Source organism: Sphingopyxis sp. LC363, assembly GCF_000756385.1.
Classification (GTDB): domain Bacteria; phylum Pseudomonadota; class Alphaproteobacteria; order Sphingomonadales; family Sphingomonadaceae; genus Sphingopyxis.
This window is the reverse complement of sequence record NZ_JNFC01000008.1, coordinates 44,364-60,469: the sequence shown is the minus strand read 5'-3', so window position 1 is coordinate 60,469 and position 16,106 is coordinate 44,364. Positions and strand designations below refer to the sequence as shown.

The following is a 16,106-nucleotide window of genomic DNA, read 5'->3' as shown; positions in this document are numbered from 1 at the left end:
TGGGTTGCGGCGTCATGACCGATCGGGCCGGAATGATTGAGGTGAATGTGATCGACAAGTTTGCCGAAGGCGCGACGCGATGAAAAAAAACACGCTGTCGTTGACGTTGGGCCTGTCGGCCACCGCGCTCGCCGCGATATTGGTGCTGCCCGCGATCGCGCAGGAATCGCTGTTGCCCGAAGGGTTCGGCGCTCCCGCCGAGACCCCCGCTCCGAAATCGTCACCGACGCCGTCTCCATCACCCACCCCGACCACTGCACCCGGTTCGCCGTCGGCGAACGGCGCCGCGCCGCCGCCGGTTGCGCCGACGCTCGATACCACCACGGTCGGCGCAGCAGATGAAGAGGACGAGGAAGAGGTCGAATCGGGCGGGCTGAAATATGACCTGCCGCCCGGCGCGCGCCGCCTGCTCACCCGCATCGGGCCGCTCACCCCCGAAACCGGCGGGCTCGCCCCCGATGCGTTCGGGGTTCGCGGGCAATATGCCGCGGCGATCATGCGCAAGACGAGCGGCCAGTTCGCATCGCGCTGGGGCCAGATATTGCTTCGCCGCGCGCTCGCGTCGGCGATCGATACACCCGATACCATCAACGGCGCGGACCTCGCGGCCGAGCGCGTGTCGCTGCTGCTTCGCATGGGCGAATCGATCACCGCGCGGCGGATCGTCCAGTCGGTCGACTACGACCGGGCAAGCCCGCGTCTCGTCGCCGCGGCGCAGCAGGTCTATCTCGCCAACGCCGATCCTGCGGGTATGTGCCCCTATGTGCCGGCGGGGCTTGCGCATGGCGACGAGCAGGCGTGGCGTCTTGCGGCCGCGATCTGCGCAGGCCTGTCGGGCGAGGCCGGGCCGGCGGGCTGGGCCGTCAGCCGCGTGCGATCGCGCGGGAAGATTTCGAACTTCGACATATTGCTCGCCGAACGCGTGCTCGGCGCGACCGGTGCGGGGCGGCGTTCGACCACGATCGAATGGGACAACATCGACCGGCTGACGAGCTGGCGTTTCGGCATGGCGACCGCGACCGCGATCGAGGTTCCCGAGGCGCTCAGGACCTCGGCACCTTATTATATGAAGGGCTGGACGGTTCTCGCGCCGATGACGGACATGGCGAACCGAGTGGCCGCGGCGCCTGAGGCGGCCGCGCGGGGCGTGCTGTCGAGCGAGGCCTATGTGTCGCTGCTCAGCGCCGCAGCGAGCGAGGAAGAGCCCGCCGAAGCCCTCGCGGCGCAGACCGATCAGCTTCGCGGTGCCTTTCGCCTCGCGACCGGCGCCGAGCGCTACGCCGCGATGGAGCAGCTGTGGGGCGCGGGCGGCAGCGCGTCGCAAAGCTATGCCGCGATGGTCGCAACCGCACGCGCGGCGGCCGCGCTTTCGCCCAGCACCGAAACAGGCGGCGATCCGTGGCAGCTTCTGGGATCGATGCTCGCGGGCGGTTATGACGCGAATGCGCTCGCCTGGGTTCCGACCGTGTCGGTGGGCAGCCGCGCGTGGGGCGTGCTCGCGGTCGGATCGCCGCGCGCGCTCAGCGGCATGAGTGCGGGCGCGGTCGAGCGGTTTTCGGACGATGACGACAGCGCCGACACCCTGCGCTCGAAATTCCTGCTCGCGGGACTTGCCGGTCTCGGGCGGCTCGATGCCGATGCGGCGGCTTCGGCGGCGGACGACCTGGAGGTCGACCTGGGCCGGCAAACGCGCTGGTCGCGCGCGATCATGACGGCAGCCGCGCGGCGCGAGCCGGGCATGGTGGCGCTGCTCGCGGCGACAGGTATGCAGGGCGAATGGTCGAAAGTGCCGCCCTATCATCTCTATTATATCGTCCGCGCGCTGCGCGAGGTGGGCCTCGACGCCGAAGCGCGCATGATCGCCGCCGAAGCAGTGGTGCGTGTCTGAGTTTCTTTTGAAGGATGCGGCTGGCGCCGCTTTCGTCAATGTCTGACGCCGCTTTAATCGGCCGCTTTCTGGAAATGATGGCAGCCGAGCGCGGGGCGTCGCGCAACACGCTGGCGGCCTATCGCCGTGACCTCGAACAGGCGGCAGAGTGGATCAAAGGCCCGCTCGGCGACGCCGATGCTGCGGCCTTACGCAAATTGATGGCGGATTATCAGCCGCTTGCGGCGAGCAGCGCGGCGCGCAAATTGTCGGCGCTGCGGCAGTTCTTCGCGTTCCTGCTCGACGAGGGCGAGCGGGCGGATAACCCTGTGCTCGATATCGCGCGCCCTTCAACGCGGCGGCCGTTGCCGCGCATCATGACGCACGCCGATGTCGAACGGCTGTTCGAGCGAGCGGAGGAGGAGGCAGCGGGAGAAGCCCCGCCCGCGAGCAAGGTGCGGATGCTGCTGCTGCTCGAACTCCTCTATGGGTCGGGGCTCCGCGCGAGCGAGCTCGTATCGCTCCCGCGCCGGGCCGTGGCGGGCGAGCGCGAATATCTGATCATCCGCGGCAAGGGCGACAAGGAACGGCTGGTGCCCCTGTCCGAGCGCGCGCGCGCGGCATTCGATCGCTGGCTGCCCTTGCTGACCGACGGATCGCCCTGGCTCTTTCCGTCGGGCAAGGCGCATGTCTCGCGCGTGCGGCTGTTCCAGATGCTGCGCGAACTCGCCGCACGCGCGGGGATCGACCCGACCGCGATCAGCCCGCATGTGCTGCGCCACGCCTTTGCCACCCATTTGCTGGAGGGCGGCGCTGATCTGCGCGCGTTGCAATTGATGCTCGGCCACGCCGATATCGCGACGACCGAAATTTACACGCATGTCGATAGCCGCCGCCTCGTCGAGCTCGTCAACAAGCGCCACCCGCTCGCCCGCATGGATGGCGTTGACCTAGCGGAGCCTTCGTCCTAGCGACTCCGCATGACAGCCTTTCTGGACTTCGAAAAACAGGTCGCCGCGCTCGATCGGCAGATTGCCGAGCTGCGCGAAATGGGCGATGATCCGTCGCTCAACATCGACAACGACATCGCACGGCTGGAGGACAAGTCCTCGAAACTGCTGCGCGAAATCTATTCCAAATTGACGCCGTGGCAAAAGACGCAGGTCGCGCGTCATCCCGACCGCCCGCATTTCAAACATTATGTCGCGGGGCTGTTCGACGACTGGATGCCGCTGGCGGGCGACCGCAATTTCGGCGACGATCAAGCGATCCTCGGCGGACTCGCGCGCTTTCGCGGCCGCCGGGTGATGGTGATCGGCCATGAAAAGGGCGACGACATCCCGTCGCGCATGAAGCATAATTTCGGCATGGCGAAGCCCGAGGGCTATCGCAAGGCAATCCGCCTGATGCAGCTCGCCGACCGTTTCGGCCTGCCGGTGGTGACGCTCGTCGATACCTCGGGCGCTTTTCCCGGCATCCAGGCCGAGGAACGCGGGCAGGCCGAGGCGATCGCACGTTCGACCGAGCAATGCCTCGCGCTTGGCGTTCCGATGGTCGCGGCGGTGGTCGGCGAGGGCGGATCGGGCGGGGCGATAGCCCTGGCGGCCGCCAACCGCGTGCTGATGTTCGAGCACGCGGTCTATTCGGTGATCTCGCCCGAAGGCTGCGCCTCGATCCTGTGGCGCACGTCGGACAAGGCGGCGGACGCCGCCGCGGCGATGAAAATGTCGGCGCAGGACCTGCTCGGCCTCAAGGTCATCGACCGGATCGTTCCCGAACCCGTCGGCGGCGCGCACCGTGCGCCCGAAGTCGCGATCGCGTCGCTGGGCGATGCGATCGAGCAGGAACTGGGCGCGCTGGCGGGGCTGCCGCAGGGCACGCTGCTGGCCGCGCGCGAGGAAAAATTCCTCGCGATGGGGCGCGCTTAGGCGGATCCCTGCCGGAACCCGATCGCGGGTCATGGCGTTCCCATTTTCAGGAAACCGACGAGCTGCGAAGGGTAGCGCGGCTTGCCTTGCCGCGCAGGGTGGATATCCCTCGGCAAGAGAGAAAATGGGAGGCATTGCGATGAGCTGGAAGACGGGAAGGACATTTGCGGCGGCGCTGGCGATGGGCGGCATCGCCTTTACTGGCGCGGCGGATGCGCAGCTGAAGGCGATCAAGACCCAGACCAATATCTCGCCCGCCGAGCGCAAGCAGGGCGACGAGGCGCATCCGCAACTGCTCCAGGAATTCGGCGGTGCATATAAGGGGCCGCAAGCGGCCTATGTGAACCGCGTCGGGCAGAATATCGCGGTGCAATCGGGCCTGTCGCGCTCGCCCAGCGATTTCACCGTCACCCTGCTCAATTCGCCGGTAAACAACGCCTTCGCGATCCCCGGCGGCTATGTCTATGTCACGCGCCAGCTGATGGCGCTGATGAACGACGAGGCCGAACTGGCCGGCGTGCTCGGACACGAGGTCGGCCATGTCGCCGCGCAGCACAGCAAGAAGCGGCAGTCGGCGGCGACGCGCAACACGATCCTCGGCGTCCTCGGCGCGGTGCTCGGCGGTGCGATCGGCGATAATGGCGGGCTGCTCGGCGGTCTCGGCGGGCTGCTCCAGAATAATTCGATGCGCGTCGCGCAGCTTGCGACGCTGGGCTTTTCGCGCAGCCAGGAATTGCAGGCCGACCAGCTCGGCGTCCAATATCTCAGCAGCGCGGGCTATGATCCGCTCGCGCTGTCGACGATGCTCGCGAGCCTCGCCAACCAGACGAACCTCGACGCGCGCCTGTCGGGCGGCGATGCGCGATCGCTGCCCGAATGGGCGAGCACGCACCCCGACCCGGCGTCGCGCGTCCGCAACGCACAGACGCTCGCCAGCCGCGTCGGCGGCCGGGGCGGAAATCGCAATGCCGACGCATTTCTCGCATCGGTCGACGGCGTGCTCTATGGCGACGATCCGGCGCAGGGGGTCGTCGAGGGACGCGATTTCCTGCACCCCGACCTTCGCCTTCGGTTCACCGTGCCGAACGGCTACGGGATGCAGAACGGAACCGATGCGGTGTCGATCAGCGGCAACGGCGGGCAGGCGCAATTTTCGACCGGCCCCTATAATGGCGACATGAACGCCTATATCTCGGCGGCTTTCCGGGCGGTTGCCGGCAATGCGTCGATCAGCCCGAGCGCGATCCAGCGCACGACCGTGAACGGCATTCCGGCGTCCTACTCGACCGCGCGTGTGAACAGCCAGTCGGGACAGGTCGACGTCACCGTCTTCGCCTATGAATTTTCGCGTGGGCAGGCGTTCCACTTCGTCGCGCTGACACAGGCGGGCCGGGGCAGCGTCTTCAATCCGATGTTCACCAGCGTGCGGCGGCTGAGCACCGCCGAGGCGGCGGCGATCCGGCCGCGGCGGGTCGACGTCGTCACCGTCGGCCGCGGCGACACGGTCGCCAATCTGGCGCGGCGGATGGCATACAGCAATTACCAGACCGAACGGTTTCAGGTGCTCAACCGCTTGACCGCATCGAGCCGGCTGACGCCGGGGCAGAAGGTAAAGGTCGTGGTCTACGCGAACCGATAGGTCCGAAGGCGCGAAAAAGGGCGGTGGGATGACCCACCGCCCTTTCCGATCTTGTTCGCGCGCCCGAAGCCGCGCAAACCAACGCGATTAGTCGAGGTTCGACGCAACCGAGTTGAAGGTGTTGCTGACGCTGTTGCCGACGAGGCCCATGGCCGAGATGCCGGCGACGGCGATGAGGGCCGCGATCAGGCCATATTCGATGGCGGTGGCGGCTTTGGTGTCGCGGACGAACTTCTTGATGAACTTCATGACTGGTCTCCTGATTTCACTTACCCTGTTGACGGTCTGGTCTGGGTCAACATCTGCGGTTTAGGGCGAATAGGTTTTGAAAATCTTAATGTGGCCGGGCCGTGAGCGGGCCAGAAATAGCCCCGAAAGGGGACAGTCGCTGCCGCTACATATTCGCGTCTGCGGCGTTCGAAACCTCGCCCCACATATTGCCGGTGGAGTTGGCTACGTTGCTGACAGCGACGACAGCCGCCAGAAAGACAAGGGCCAGGATCAGCCCATATTCGACGGCCGTGGCGGCCCTGGTCGACCGCATCAGCCTGTAAAAGTTTCGCATTGTTCCACCCCTGACTGAAATATAGTTCCCGAGGGTTCCAGCATTCGCACAGGAAGGTTAACAATTTGTCCGCGCTTATCCCCGGAAAACCGCCAAAAACATCGCTTGTCGTCGTTGCTGCGGCGCTGGTTGACCGCGATGGGAGGCTGCTCGTCCAACAGCGTCCCGAAGGGCTGGCGATGGCTGGATTGTGGGAATTTCCGGGCGGCAAGCTCGAGCCCGGCGAAACCCCAGAGCAGGCGCTGATTCGCGAGCTCGCCGAGGAGCTGGCGATCGACGTCGACCATGCCTGCCTTGCGCCCGCCTGCTTTGCGAGTGACATGCTTGGTGAAAGGCATCTGCTGCTTTTGCTTTACGTCTGCCGCAAATGGCGCGGAACGCCGATCGCGCAGCATGCGAGCGCGCTCCGCTGGGTGCGCCCGGTCGAGCTGCACGGCCTCGACATGCCGCCCGCCGACGCGCCGCTGATCGGGCTGATCGAGGCGCTGATCTGAACAAGGCGTCGCCCCGCGCAGGCGGGGGCCGCCATCGGCCTTGCGCTAACCCTCCATTGGTCCCCGCCTGCGCGGGTGCGACGTTCATTCCTTGGGCTTCAATGCCTCCGCCAGCGAGGCCGTGCCGCTGCCGCGCCGCGCGGGCTGCGGCTGATCGGGATGCGGCGCCCAGCCGCTGAAATGGACGATGCGGAAGCTTTCGGCGATGCGGCCGTCGGGGTCGGCCTGCGCCGCGAACGCCGCGGCGATCCGCGCCGCTTCGTCGCGGGTCAGCGGCGGCGGTGCGGGGGTGAGGCGGCTCGACAGGCCAGCGGCGCGCAGGTCGCGCACGAGCGCGAACCATTCGCCATAGCGCACCGTCAGCGCCTCGACGTCGACCACCGGAAGCGCGAAGCCGACGCGCTGGAGCAGATTGCCCATCGCGGCCAGGTCGATCTGGGGATGCAGCCGCGCGATCGACCGTACGCCGTCGGCCATCACCGCGCGGCGCAGGCGCGGCAGGCTGCCGTCGCCGACGAAGGCGCCGAGGAGCAGGCCGTCCGGTGCGAGCAGTGCGCGGAGCCGCACGAGCGCGCCCGGCACGTCGTTGACGCTGTCGAGCCCGCCCGGCCAGACGATGAGGTCGAAGCTGCCGAATGGCAGATCGACCGCGTCGGCTTCGACCGCGATCGCCGCCGTCCGGCTTGCGAGCCCCGGCGCCGCTTCGATGATCGTGAGGTCGGTGCCGGTGCCGCGGAGCCGATCGGTCAGCGCCGCGTCGTGTGCGCCGACGAGCAGCGTGCGCGAAAATTCGCGCGTCACCATCGTCAGCCGGTCGAGCAGGGTTTCGGCGATGATCGGCGCGAGGAAATTGGCGGTCGCGGGCAGGCGCGCCATACGGTCGCGCTGGGCACGGTGGCGGGCGGGCGAGAAGAGCGGGCGCGGGGATTGCGACATGCGCCGCTTGTGCCGTCCCGGGCGATGCTTCACAACCCGCCTATGGCAAGGACGACGGGGGAAGCCGAAAAAACGGGCGAGAGGGCCGCGGCATGGTTCGGCGGTCTGCGCGCGATCGGGCGCGCAATCGTCGATTATGCGTTGCCCCCGCGTTGCCCAGGCTGCGGTGTCATCGTCGGCGACGACCGCCAATTCTGCCTCGCCTGCTGGTCGTCGCTCGATTTTCTGAGCGAGCCGGCGTGCGCGCATTGCTCGATTCCTCTACCCACCGCCGCGCCCGGCGGAGCACTGGCGTGCGGCGCTTGCCTGGCCGAGCCGCCGCCATTCGACGGCGCGCCGGCGGCGCTCGTCTACGGCCCGGTCGCCCGCACCGTCGCGCTGCGGCTCAAATATGGGCGGCGGACCGGGCACGCGCGGCTGATGGCGCGGCTGATGGCGCGCCGCCTCGTCGCGGCGGGCGACATCGACGCGGTCCTGCTCGTTCCGGTGCCCTTGCACCGCTGGCGGCTCTGGTCGCGCGGGTTCAACCAGGCCGCGTTGCTCGCCGACGAACTGGCGCGGCTGACCGGCGCGCCGCGCGATCATCATCTGCTGCTCCGCGTCAAGCCGACCGCATCGCTGCGCGGTAAGGGCCGCAGGGAGCGCGAGCGCATCGTCGCCGGCGCCTTTGCGCTGGCGCCGGGTGCCAAGGCGCGCGCGGCGCGCAGGCATCTGGTGCTGGTCGACGACGTTCATGCGAGCGGGGCGACGCTGCGCGCCGCGGCGCGGGTGCTGCGGCGGAGCGGTGCCTCGCGCGTGTCGGCGCTGACCTGGGCGCGCGTCGTTCCGGACGCGGCCGGGGGCAACATATTTGACTTTGCTTCGTTGGATTCCGATATGCACAGCGAAAGGACGACAGGATAGCCGCATGGCCCAGATCGAAGTTTATACGAAGGCTTTCTGCCCCTATTGCACGCGGGCGAAGATGCTGCTGGGCGGCAAGGGCGCCGATTTTCGCGAAATCGACGTGACGATGGACCGCGCGGGGTTCGAGGCGATGGTCGAACGCGCGAACGGGCGGCGCACCGTGCCGCAGGTCTTCATCGACGGGAAGCATGTCGGCGGCAGCGACGACCTCGCCGCGCTCGACGCGAAGGGCGAACTCGACGCGCTGATCGGAGCCGCCTGACCCGTGATCGTGTTCGATCTTTGCTGCGCCGCCGGCGATCACCGGTTCGAAGCCTGGTTCGCAAGCAGCGACAGCTTTGCCGACCAGCAGGCGCGCGGGTTGATCGCGTGCCCGGTCTGCGGCGACAGCGCGGTGAAGAAGGCGGTGATGGCGCCGCGCGTGGGCGCGAAGTCCAATCAGGCCTCGATCGCGCCGGTTTCGGCAGCGGCGGAGCCCGAACCCGGCCCCGAACTGGTGCGCAAGCTGCTCGCTGGCATCGCGGCAAAACAGGCCGAAATGCTGCCGCAATCGCGCTGGGTCGGCCGCGAGTTTGCCGATGCCGCCCGCGCGATGCACGAAGGCCGCGCCGCCGAGGACCTGATCCACGGCCAGGCCTCGCCCGAAGAGGCGGAAGCGCTTCGCGACGACGGGATCGCCGCGATGCCCCTGCTGGTGCCGATCGTGCCGCCCGAAGCGGCCAATTGATCCAAGCCCGATTGACGCTCCGCGCGCTCCGCCGCTACACGAGCGGCGGCGCACCCGTAGCTCAGCAGGATAGAGCATCAGATTCCTAATCTGGGGGCCACTGGTTCGAATCCAGTCGGGTGCACCACTTCGGAACTAAGCTATCCGCCGCTCCGCGGTTTCGGCGGCTCCCGTGACCTGCACTTGCGGCGAGGGACCGATATGGTCGACCGAGTGGATCGAGGCCAACGGGCGCGAGGATCGCGCACCGCATAAATATGCACTTGAAGATTTCGATCTGGTCCGCTCCGATGTCGAACAAAGTTTCGCGGCCTATCGAGCCGCCTTCCTGGAGGGGAAATAGATCATGACCGAAGCCGTCAACCTCGCCGCGATCGAGGAGATCAGGCTGCTCAAGGCGCGCTATCTGCGCGCGCTCGACACCAAGGACTGGCCGCTGCTGCGCAGCCTGCTCACCGACGACATGGTCGGCGATTTCCGCGAAATGCCGGGCGGCGAGCCCGACGAGCAGTTGCTGACCACCGGCGCCGATAATTTTGTGGCGGGAGTCACCGCGGCGCTCGAAGGAGCCTCGACCGTCCATCATGTCCACAGTTTCGAAATCCGCTTCACCGGCGCGCGCGACGCCGAGGGCATCTGGGCGATGGACGACCATTTCTGGGCAGGCGAGGGAAGCGACCTTGCCGGTCGCTCGCGCCATGGCTTCGGACATTATCATGATTGCTACCGCAAGGCGCGCGGCCGCTGGCTAATCGCGAAGACGCGGCTCAGCCGCATCCGCGTCGAGCGCAGCTGACGCGTCAACGCAGGCGCCCCGGTCATTTGAGTTCGAAGAGCGTCGGCTCGTCGGGCGCGGGGGTTTCGATGACCAGCAGGCCGAGGTGCATCGCCTGCGTGATCAGGTGCGCGCGGTTGCGGGCATTGAGTTTCAGCCGCACATTTTCGATATGCCGTTCCACGGTACGCGGCGCGATATTGATCTCGAGCGCGATCTGCTTGGCCGAGCAGCCGACAGCTACCAATTCCAGTATTTGATGCTCACGAAAGGTCAAATGCGGTTCGACGTTCAAAGCATTTCGATGCACGGTGCAATCCCCTGACACCCAAGGCGTGGACACTTTGCGACCGACGAGCATCTTTTGCGCGGCAAAGCCGCCACCCACCTGCTCTGGTGAGGAGCATATCGCTTTGCGAGCTGTTTAGCAATTAACGCAAGCTAATTAAGTATATGGCGGCACTCGTTGTGCCGATACAGCTATGGTGCTGGAATCCAAATGTATATTCCCCGAAAACGCTAAGGAATTATACGTAAGTGATTCATCTAAGCCATCCTTACACACGAATTCCTAGGTCTTTCCCCGGATGGATTCGACGTCCGCAAAGGCAGATGAGACTCGCAAACGGGGTCGCCGCAAATACCAATTCCAGATTGGAGACGTGGCGTGCAAGGTCTGTCGGCAGAAGTTCATCGCGGGGCGATTCCGCAGGATGCCATCCTGAAATTTCGTAAGGGCGAAATCATATTTTCGCAGGGCGATCCCGGCGATTGCTGGTTCGAAGTCATCTCCGGCACCGTCCGGACCTGTCATTTTCACGTCGACGGTCATCGCCAGCTGACCGGCTTTTTCTATCAGGGCGACGTGTTCGGCGTCGAATATGGCGCGCGCGACGCCGCGGCCGAGGCTGTGACGAACGCCGTCCTGGCGCGCCGTCCCGCATCGAACGGCGGGCCCGACGCGCCGCGGCAGAGCCGGGCCCTCGAACGCGCGCTCGACAGCGCCAACCAATGTATATTCCTGCTCGGCCGCCGCAACGCGAACGAACGCGTCGCGGCGTTCCTGTTGATCGCTGCGAAGCGGTTGTCGGCGATCGGCAGCGTTCCCCTGCCGATGACGCGCGGCGACATCGCCGATCATCTGGGGCTGACGATCCACACGGTCAGCCGCACCATATCGGGCTTCGTTCGCCAGGGCCTGATCGAGCTCGACGGCCCGCAATCGTGCCGGCTGCTCGATCCGGGCGGACTGCGCGCCATTGCCGGCGAAGAGGCGGGGATGGCGATCGACAGGATGGGAGGAATGCGGATGCGGCCACCCTTCGCCGGGCAGGAGTTGGGAGCATGAGCATCGTGTCCGCCCCGCCCGCGCTGCGCCATTTGGGCGTGGCGGCCGCCGGCTTTTCGGCCGTCTTCATGCCCGCGCAGGCACGCGCGCATGAGGCGCCGGCGCTCGAATGCCTTTGCGAGACGCTGCCGTTCCTCGACACCGCGCCGACCTGGCGCGCCGCGGCGTTGGCACCGGCAGGCGCTGCCGCGGGCGATCCCGCCGCGAGTTCCGAGAGCGAGATCGACGCGCAGCGCCGGATCATCGCCGAACAGCGCGCGCTGATCGACCGGCAGAGCGCCATGATCGCCGAGCAGGGAGAGCAGATCGCGAAGCTCCAGCAACAGATCGTGACCCAGCAGGCGCAGGTCGACCGGCTTTCCTCCTTCGCGCTCGCCGAAGCGCCGCTCGACATCTTCCGCGGCACGGGCATGGGGGGTGTCGGGGGGCAGGGCGTCGGCGCCGGACCCGCGCTTCCCGGCCCCGGCAGCGACGCGGTCGCGCTGCCCGATGCGCCGGTCGGCGAAGCGCCGCCGCCGGAAGAGCCACCCCAGCAACGCGTCGCGGCGGTTCCCGAAGGGCAGGGCGTGCTCACGCGCGCCGGCGAACTCTTTTTCGAACCCTCGTTCGAATATACGCGCTCGTCGACCAACCGCCTCGTGTTCCGCGGGATCGAGCTGATCCCCGGCATCCAGATCGGCCTGATCGAGGCGACCGACGCCGATCGCGACACGCTCGTCGGCACGGCGTCGCTGCGTTACGGGATCACCGACCGGCTCGAAGCCGAAGTGCGGCTGCCCTATTTGTATCGCAACGACCGGATCGAGGTCGTCCAGCAGCGTGACGAAGGCATCGTCCGGCAAATCGCGTTGCGCGAGGACGGATTCGGCGACGCCGAATTTTCGCTTCGCTATCAATTCAACCGGCCGGTCGGGCAAAAGCCGATTTTCGTCGGAACGCTGCGCGTCAAATCGGACACGGGCAAGGGGCCGTTCGAGATCGGCTATGACGAATTCGGCGTCGCGACGGGGCTCGCCACCGGGTCGGGATTCTGGGCGGTCCAGCCGGGCCTCAACTTCCTGATGCCGTCGGATCCCGCAGTGATCTATGGCGGCGCGGCCTACCTTTATCACATCCCGCGCGACGTGAACGAAATGGTCGGCGATGTGCTGATCGGGCGCGTCGACCCGGGCGATGCGGTGTCCGCCAACATCGGCTTCGGCTTTGCGCTCAACCCCCGCTTTTCCTTCTCGCTCGGCTATCGCCACAATTATATCTTCCCGACGAAGACCGAGATCGGCGATACGCGCCAGAAATCAAACTATCTCCACGTTGGTTCGCTCAATTTCGGCATGTCGTACCGGCTGACCCAGCGCGACGTGCTCAACCTCGGTTTCGAAATCGGGGTGACCGAGGATGCGCCCGACGTGTCGATCACGCTGCGGATGCCCTTCGGCGGCAAATAGACCTTTTCAAAGCGACCCGGAAAGAAGCCCCGCCAATGATGGCGGGGCCAGGTGAACCGTCCCTGTCGAAACGGGGGCGGGGGGTCGTTCAGAATGATCCCTAGTTTCCGAGTGCGCCGACGGTCTGGGCGCCCATTACGGCGCCGATCGAGTCGCTGAGCCGTGTCGTCGCGAGCGCATCGCGGAAGCCTTCATAGCCGCTGATGTCGAGCACGGCGTCGACCTGCTGGTTCAGCGAGACGTTGCTGGCGGTGTTGATCAGCACATTCTGGATCGCGTCGGTGCTCTGGATCAGCGCCGTCTGGCCGTTGTTCGCGAGGAACACCGTCTCGTCGCCGACGCGCATCGAGATGCCGCCGCTGGTCAATATGCCGCCCTGTATCTGCGCCGCGTCGACCGCGGTCAGCGCGGGCGAGACGAAACGTTCGATCGTCTGCCCCTCGGGCGTCCAGCTGACGATCGTGCGCAGCGCGAGCTCGTCGTTCACATAGCTGCGGATGTCGGCGCCGAAGGCGATCACCATGCCCTGAAAGGCAAAGCCGCCGCGCTGCGCGGCCAGCACCTCGTCCGGTACCGTCTGCGCGCTGGCCAGCAGGTCGCCGTCCTCGGGCTCGCTTGCCGCGAGGAGCAGGGGCGCGAAGGCGAGGATGAGGATGCGTGGGGACATGGTTTTTCTCATTTCACGGTGCCGACGCGCACGTCGAGCAGGATCTGCGGCGTCAGCTGATATTGGGGGGGAAGGTGGGTGGTAAGGTCGCCGGCCGCGACGTGGAGCGATCCGTCCTTTTCGAGTGGAGCCTGCGACCAGGGCCCCCAGTCGCCGGCGAGGTTGAATTCGGGGCGTTTCTTGCCCCCTTCGACGATCGCCAGGGCGATGCCGTTCCAGTGCTTCTCGAAATCCTCGAGCGAATATTCGTTGAGGCCGAGTACCGAATCGCCGGTGAGCACACGATCACCGAGAACGCCCTTGATCACGACGAAATGCTTGAAGCCCTTTAGGTCCATCAGGACGATCGTCGGGCGCTTCACCTGCTTCAGCTGGTCGACGGTCAGGCGGAAGCCCTCGGCGCGATAGCCGCGCGAGGCGAGATAGGTCTTCATGTCGAGCATCGAGAAGCCGACCTTGCGGATCGCTTCGCGGTCGCCCTTTTCCCACATCGCGCGGAAGGGCATCGCTTCGGACGTCGGTGCGCCATAATGATAGGTGAGCAGCGTTGCGAGCGCGGCCGAACCGCAGCTGAAATCATAACGCTGGCGGATGACCGAACGAAAGGGAATGTCCCACCAGGTCATCACCTGAAGCTGGTAAGTGCCGCCGGTTTCGGGTCCGGTCAGCCGGACCTCGGCGGCGGCGGGTGCCGCGGCGAGGGCGCACAGCATGCTCGCGATCAAGGCTCGCATGGGCCGCACGGCGAATTCAATCGCCGAGGTTGATGGTCAGGTTCATGCCGCTCTGGGCGCTGACCTGCGCGCCGGTGTTGATCAGCAGGTTGCCGACACCGTTGAAATTCGACAGGGCGAAATCGCTGAGCGCGACCGATCCTGCGGTATAGTCGCCGTTCAGGACATTGCCGGCGACGAGCGACTCCATCGTCTGGTTGGTGATGACGAGCGATTGGCCGCCGCGTTGCGTGTCGAGTTCGCTGTCGTTCAGCATCGGCGATTTGCGTTCGGGCCGCGCCGGAATGGCCGACGCCGCAAGGGCCTCAGCCGGGGCGGAGTGCGCCACGACGGGCAGCGCCGCATCGGGCGGAGGCAATTGGGCCGATACCGGCGCGGACAAGCCTGCCATGACCAGCAGAACCGGGACGATCGGGGGTTTCATGATGCGCTCCTCGAAAGCGATACGGGAAGAAATGGCCGGCCCGCCAGTGGGGCCGGGCCGGCCATCCGGGGGGACCGATCAGTCGCCGCCGCCGCCGCCACCACCGGCCGGAGCACTGTCGCCGAAGCTGACGGTGCCTTGCGCGGCGATGTTGGTCGCAGCCTGGGCGTTCGAGTTGATGCCCGTGTTCCAGGCAGCGTTCAGGATGCCCGCATAAGCCGCGAAGGCATTGCCGCGCACCGAGTTGTTGCCGCTGTTGTAGCCGACAGCGGTATCGGTGTCGTCCTCGCCGTCCAGATCGACGAGTTCGTCCATATTCTGGTTGGTGTTGGTCGCGCTGAGCGACTGCGTCGCGACAACGAGCGTGTTGCTGTTGAACGAGCCGTTGCCATCATTGTCCTGGTCGTCGTCCGAGAAGGTGTCGGCCGCATTGTCCTGGACGAACAGGTCGATCAGGTCGTTCACAACGACGGTGTCATTGTCGCTGTTGTTGCCCGACGCACCGGTCGTGTTGGTCCCGCCGCCGAGAGTTTGTGCATAGGCGGGAGACCCCGCCATCGCGAGCGCCAGAACCGACGCTGCAAGCATGACTTTCTTCATGATCGTCTCCTTACATTGGCAAAAGGGAATTCGCTCACGCCGCGTGGCGCGATGGTGCGGACCTCCCCACAGTTGTCCGCATCCTTGCGAACAAGCGCACCATGCTCCCCGCCCGGCGCATCCGCTTTGCGAATTGGCAATGTCGGAGGTGAAGAATTACCCAGATGATAACAGTAGGAGGAATTGCGCGCGTTCGATCCCGCTCCGAATCCGCTGTTTTCAGGCGAGACCCGCGCGCATCGCCGGGCGCCCGGCGGCATCGCGCGCCCACAATCTGACCCCGTCGTCGTCGCGCGTCAGGCAGAGGTCGAAGGGCGCGCCGTCGATCAGCGGCGCCTCGGCGCGGAAGGCGAAATGGCGGGGAGCGAGGTCGGGCGCGGAACGCAGCGCATGATCCATCAACAGCGTCGCAATCAGCGGACCGTGGACGACCAGCCCGGCATAGCCTTCGACGTCCCGCGCATAATCGCGGTCGTAATGGATGCGGTGCGCGTTGAAGGTCAGCGCCGAATAGCGGAAGAGCAGCACCGGATCGGGCGAAACGCTGCGGACTACGTCGGCGGGTTCGGCGGGTGCGACCGGGGTCGGTGCCTGCGGCGCGGGCGATGCCGGGGCGGGTTCGCGAAAGACGATATCCTGTTCCTCGCGGATCGCGGGCACGCCGCCGGCCGCGATGTCGTGGCGCAGGGTGACGAAGAGCAGATCGCCGCTCGCCCCGCGCTTGGGCTTGATCGCGTCGACCGTGGTGACGCGGGTCAGCGCGGCGCCGACCTTGATCGGAGCGAGGAATTCGATGCGGCTTCCCGCCCACATGCGGCGCGGAAGCGGGACGGGCGGGAGCAGACCCGCGCCGTCGCGGCGCGGGTGGCCGTCCTCGCCGATCGCCGACTGCCGGGCGTCGGGAAGGAAATAGAGCCAGTGACCGAGCGGCGGGAGAATATCCGGCACGGCGTCATGGTCGAGCAAGGCGGCGAGACCCCGCAGCGGCGCTTGGGTCGCGATATCCTCGCGCGTTTCGCTGCGGCCGACCCAGGCGGAAAAATCGTCCATC

19 protein-coding genes and 1 tRNA gene are annotated in these 16,106 nt (G+C 66.5%); 12 read left to right on the top strand and 8 right to left on the bottom strand.

Annotation, left to right across the window (positions count from 1 at the left end; genetic code table 11):
* The first annotated feature begins 79 nt into the window (after positions 1-79).
* The 4 genes from FG95_RS04295 to FG95_RS04280 all read left to right on the top strand — a co-directional run bounded on the left by FG95_RS04295 (position 80) and on the right by FG95_RS04280 (position 5,434).
* Positions 80-1,888: a hypothetical protein gene (locus tag FG95_RS04295; protein ID WP_037554193.1), complete on the top strand. Its 1,809-nt coding sequence runs from the start codon at positions 80-82 to the stop codon at positions 1,886-1,888.
* 38 nt (positions 1,889-1,926) lie between these two features.
* On the top strand, positions 1,927-2,838 hold the full coding sequence (locus FG95_RS04290; RefSeq protein WP_037554192.1) for a tyrosine recombinase: 912 nt from the start codon (positions 1,927-1,929) through the stop codon (positions 2,836-2,838).
* A 9-nt stretch (positions 2,839-2,847) separates the two neighbouring features.
* Complete coding sequence (locus FG95_RS04285; protein WP_037554191.1) at positions 2,848-3,795, top strand: acetyl-CoA carboxylase carboxyltransferase subunit alpha; 948 nt, start codon at positions 2,848-2,850, stop codon at positions 3,793-3,795.
* Between the two features lie 139 nt (positions 3,796-3,934).
* Positions 3,935-5,434, top strand: a complete 1,500-nt coding sequence (locus FG95_RS04280) for a M48 family metalloprotease (RefSeq protein ID WP_443027699.1) — start codon at positions 3,935-3,937, stop codon at positions 5,432-5,434.
* Between the two features lie 87 nt (positions 5,435-5,521).
* Here the strand turns inward: FG95_RS04280 and FG95_RS04275 are convergent, their stop codons facing one another.
* The gene (locus FG95_RS04275; RefSeq protein WP_037554190.1) at positions 5,522-5,683 is read right to left on the bottom strand and encodes a Flp family type IVb pilin; all 162 of its coding nucleotides are present in this window, start codon (positions 5,681-5,683) and stop codon (positions 5,522-5,524) included.
* Positions 5,684-6,064: 381 nt separating this feature from the next.
* Here FG95_RS04275 and FG95_RS04270 point away from each other — a divergent pair, with 381 nt between their 5' ends.
* Positions 6,065-6,493 (top strand): (deoxy)nucleoside triphosphate pyrophosphohydrolase, encoded by a 429-nt coding sequence (locus FG95_RS04270; RefSeq protein ID WP_081932997.1) that lies wholly within the window; start codon positions 6,065-6,067, stop codon positions 6,491-6,493.
* 84 nt (positions 6,494-6,577) lie between these two features.
* Here FG95_RS04270 and FG95_RS04265 read toward each other — a convergent pair whose 3' ends face one another.
* Positions 6,578-7,462, bottom strand: coding sequence for a class I SAM-dependent methyltransferase (locus FG95_RS04265; protein ID WP_327195720.1), 885 nt, complete (start codon positions 7,460-7,462; stop codon positions 6,578-6,580).
* A 9-nt stretch (positions 7,463-7,471) separates the two neighbouring features.
* Here FG95_RS04265 and FG95_RS04260 point away from each other — a divergent pair, with 9 nt between their 5' ends.
* The 5 genes from FG95_RS04260 to FG95_RS04240 all read left to right on the top strand — a co-directional run bounded on the left by FG95_RS04260 (position 7,472) and on the right by FG95_RS04240 (position 9,858).
* A complete protein-coding gene (locus FG95_RS04260; RefSeq protein WP_235211456.1) occupies positions 7,472-8,332 on the top strand; it encodes a ComF family protein in 861 nt (286 codons plus the stop codon).
* Between the two features lie 4 nt (positions 8,333-8,336).
* A complete protein-coding gene (gene grxC, locus FG95_RS04255) occupies positions 8,337-8,597 on the top strand; it encodes a glutaredoxin 3 (RefSeq protein ID WP_037554187.1) in 261 nt (86 codons plus the stop codon).
* Between the two features lie 3 nt (positions 8,598-8,600).
* Positions 8,601-9,062: a DUF1178 family protein gene (locus tag FG95_RS04250; protein ID WP_037554185.1), complete on the top strand. Its 462-nt coding sequence runs from the start codon at positions 8,601-8,603 to the stop codon at positions 9,060-9,062.
* A 50-nt stretch (positions 9,063-9,112) separates the two neighbouring features.
* Positions 9,113-9,189 (top strand) — tRNA-Arg (locus FG95_RS04245).
* Positions 9,190-9,408: 219 nt separating this feature from the next.
* On the top strand, positions 9,409-9,858 hold the full coding sequence (locus FG95_RS04240) for a nuclear transport factor 2 family protein (protein WP_037554184.1): 450 nt from the start codon (positions 9,409-9,411) through the stop codon (positions 9,856-9,858).
* A 22-nt stretch (positions 9,859-9,880) separates the two neighbouring features.
* Here FG95_RS04240 and FG95_RS04235 read toward each other — a convergent pair whose 3' ends face one another.
* Entirely contained in the window at positions 9,881-10,225 is a 345-nt protein-coding gene (locus tag FG95_RS04235; protein ID WP_235211455.1) for a response regulator transcription factor, read from the bottom strand.
* Between the two features lie 279 nt (positions 10,226-10,504).
* Between FG95_RS04235 and FG95_RS04230 the strand changes: the two genes are divergently transcribed.
* Complete coding sequence (locus tag FG95_RS04230; RefSeq protein WP_052182071.1) at positions 10,505-11,185, top strand: helix-turn-helix domain-containing protein; 681 nt, start codon at positions 10,505-10,507, stop codon at positions 11,183-11,185.
* Positions 11,182-12,630, top strand: coding sequence for a hypothetical protein (locus FG95_RS04225; protein ID WP_052182070.1), 1,449 nt, complete (start codon positions 11,182-11,184; stop codon positions 12,628-12,630). The genes FG95_RS04230 and FG95_RS04225 overlap by 4 nt, the downstream gene beginning before the upstream one ends.
* Positions 12,631-12,730: 100 nt before the next feature.
* On the opposite strand, the gene FG95_RS04220 is transcribed toward FG95_RS04225, so the two are convergent.
* From FG95_RS04220 to FG95_RS04200, 5 genes are all read right to left on the bottom strand, one after another.
* Positions 12,731-13,297, bottom strand: coding sequence for a hypothetical protein (locus FG95_RS04220; RefSeq protein WP_037554183.1), 567 nt, complete (start codon positions 13,295-13,297; stop codon positions 12,731-12,733).
* Positions 13,298-13,305: 8 nt separating this feature from the next.
* Complete coding sequence (locus FG95_RS04215; protein WP_052182069.1) at positions 13,306-14,031, bottom strand: C39 family peptidase; 726 nt, start codon at positions 14,029-14,031, stop codon at positions 13,306-13,308.
* A 16-nt stretch (positions 14,032-14,047) separates the two neighbouring features.
* Entirely contained in the window at positions 14,048-14,455 is a 408-nt protein-coding gene (locus FG95_RS04210) for a hypothetical protein (protein WP_037554182.1), read from the bottom strand.
* Between the two features lie 78 nt (positions 14,456-14,533).
* Complete coding sequence (locus tag FG95_RS04205; protein WP_037554180.1) at positions 14,534-15,055, bottom strand: hypothetical protein; 522 nt, start codon at positions 15,053-15,055, stop codon at positions 14,534-14,536.
* A gap of 219 nt (positions 15,056-15,274) precedes the next feature.
* A complete protein-coding gene (locus FG95_RS04200; RefSeq protein WP_037554179.1) occupies positions 15,275-16,105 on the bottom strand; it encodes an FAS1-like dehydratase domain-containing protein in 831 nt (276 codons plus the stop codon).
* Position 16,106 lies beyond the last annotated feature (1 nt).

Coding starts and splice junctions, on each gene's coding strand:
- FG95_RS04210 (WP_037554182.1), bottom strand. CDS start 14,455: ATGAAACCCCCGATCGTCCCGGTTCTGCTGGTCATGGCAGGCTTGTCC.
- FG95_RS04220 (WP_037554183.1), bottom strand. CDS start 13,297: ATGTCCCCACGCATCCTCATCCTCGCCTTCGCGCCCCTGCTCCTCGCG.
- FG95_RS04225 (WP_052182070.1), top strand. CDS start 11,182: ATGAGCATCGTGTCCGCCCCGCCCGCGCTGCGCCATTTGGGCGTGGCG.
- FG95_RS04200 (WP_037554179.1), bottom strand. CDS start 16,105: ATGGACGATTTTTCCGCCTGGGTCGGCCGCAGCGAAACGCGCGAGGAT.
- FG95_RS04290 (WP_037554192.1), top strand. CDS start 1,927: ATGTCTGACGCCGCTTTAATCGGCCGCTTTCTGGAAATGATGGCAGCC.
- FG95_RS04295 (WP_037554193.1), top strand. CDS start 80: ATGAAAAAAAACACGCTGTCGTTGACGTTGGGCCTGTCGGCCACCGCG.
- FG95_RS04260 (WP_235211456.1), top strand. CDS start 7,472: ATGGCAAGGACGACGGGGGAAGCCGAAAAAACGGGCGAGAGGGCCGCG.
- FG95_RS04280 (WP_443027699.1), top strand. CDS start 3,935: ATGAGCTGGAAGACGGGAAGGACATTTGCGGCGGCGCTGGCGATGGGC.
- grxC (WP_037554187.1), top strand. CDS start 8,337: ATGGCCCAGATCGAAGTTTATACGAAGGCTTTCTGCCCCTATTGCACG.
- FG95_RS04215 (WP_052182069.1), bottom strand. CDS start 14,031: ATGCGAGCCTTGATCGCGAGCATGCTGTGCGCCCTCGCCGCGGCACCC.
- FG95_RS04285 (WP_037554191.1), top strand. CDS start 2,848: ATGACAGCCTTTCTGGACTTCGAAAAACAGGTCGCCGCGCTCGATCGG.
- FG95_RS04205 (WP_037554180.1), bottom strand. CDS start 15,055: ATGAAGAAAGTCATGCTTGCAGCGTCGGTTCTGGCGCTCGCGATGGCG.
- FG95_RS04240 (WP_037554184.1), top strand. CDS start 9,409: ATGACCGAAGCCGTCAACCTCGCCGCGATCGAGGAGATCAGGCTGCTC.
- FG95_RS04275 (WP_037554190.1), bottom strand. CDS start 5,683: ATGAAGTTCATCAAGAAGTTCGTCCGCGACACCAAAGCCGCCACCGCC.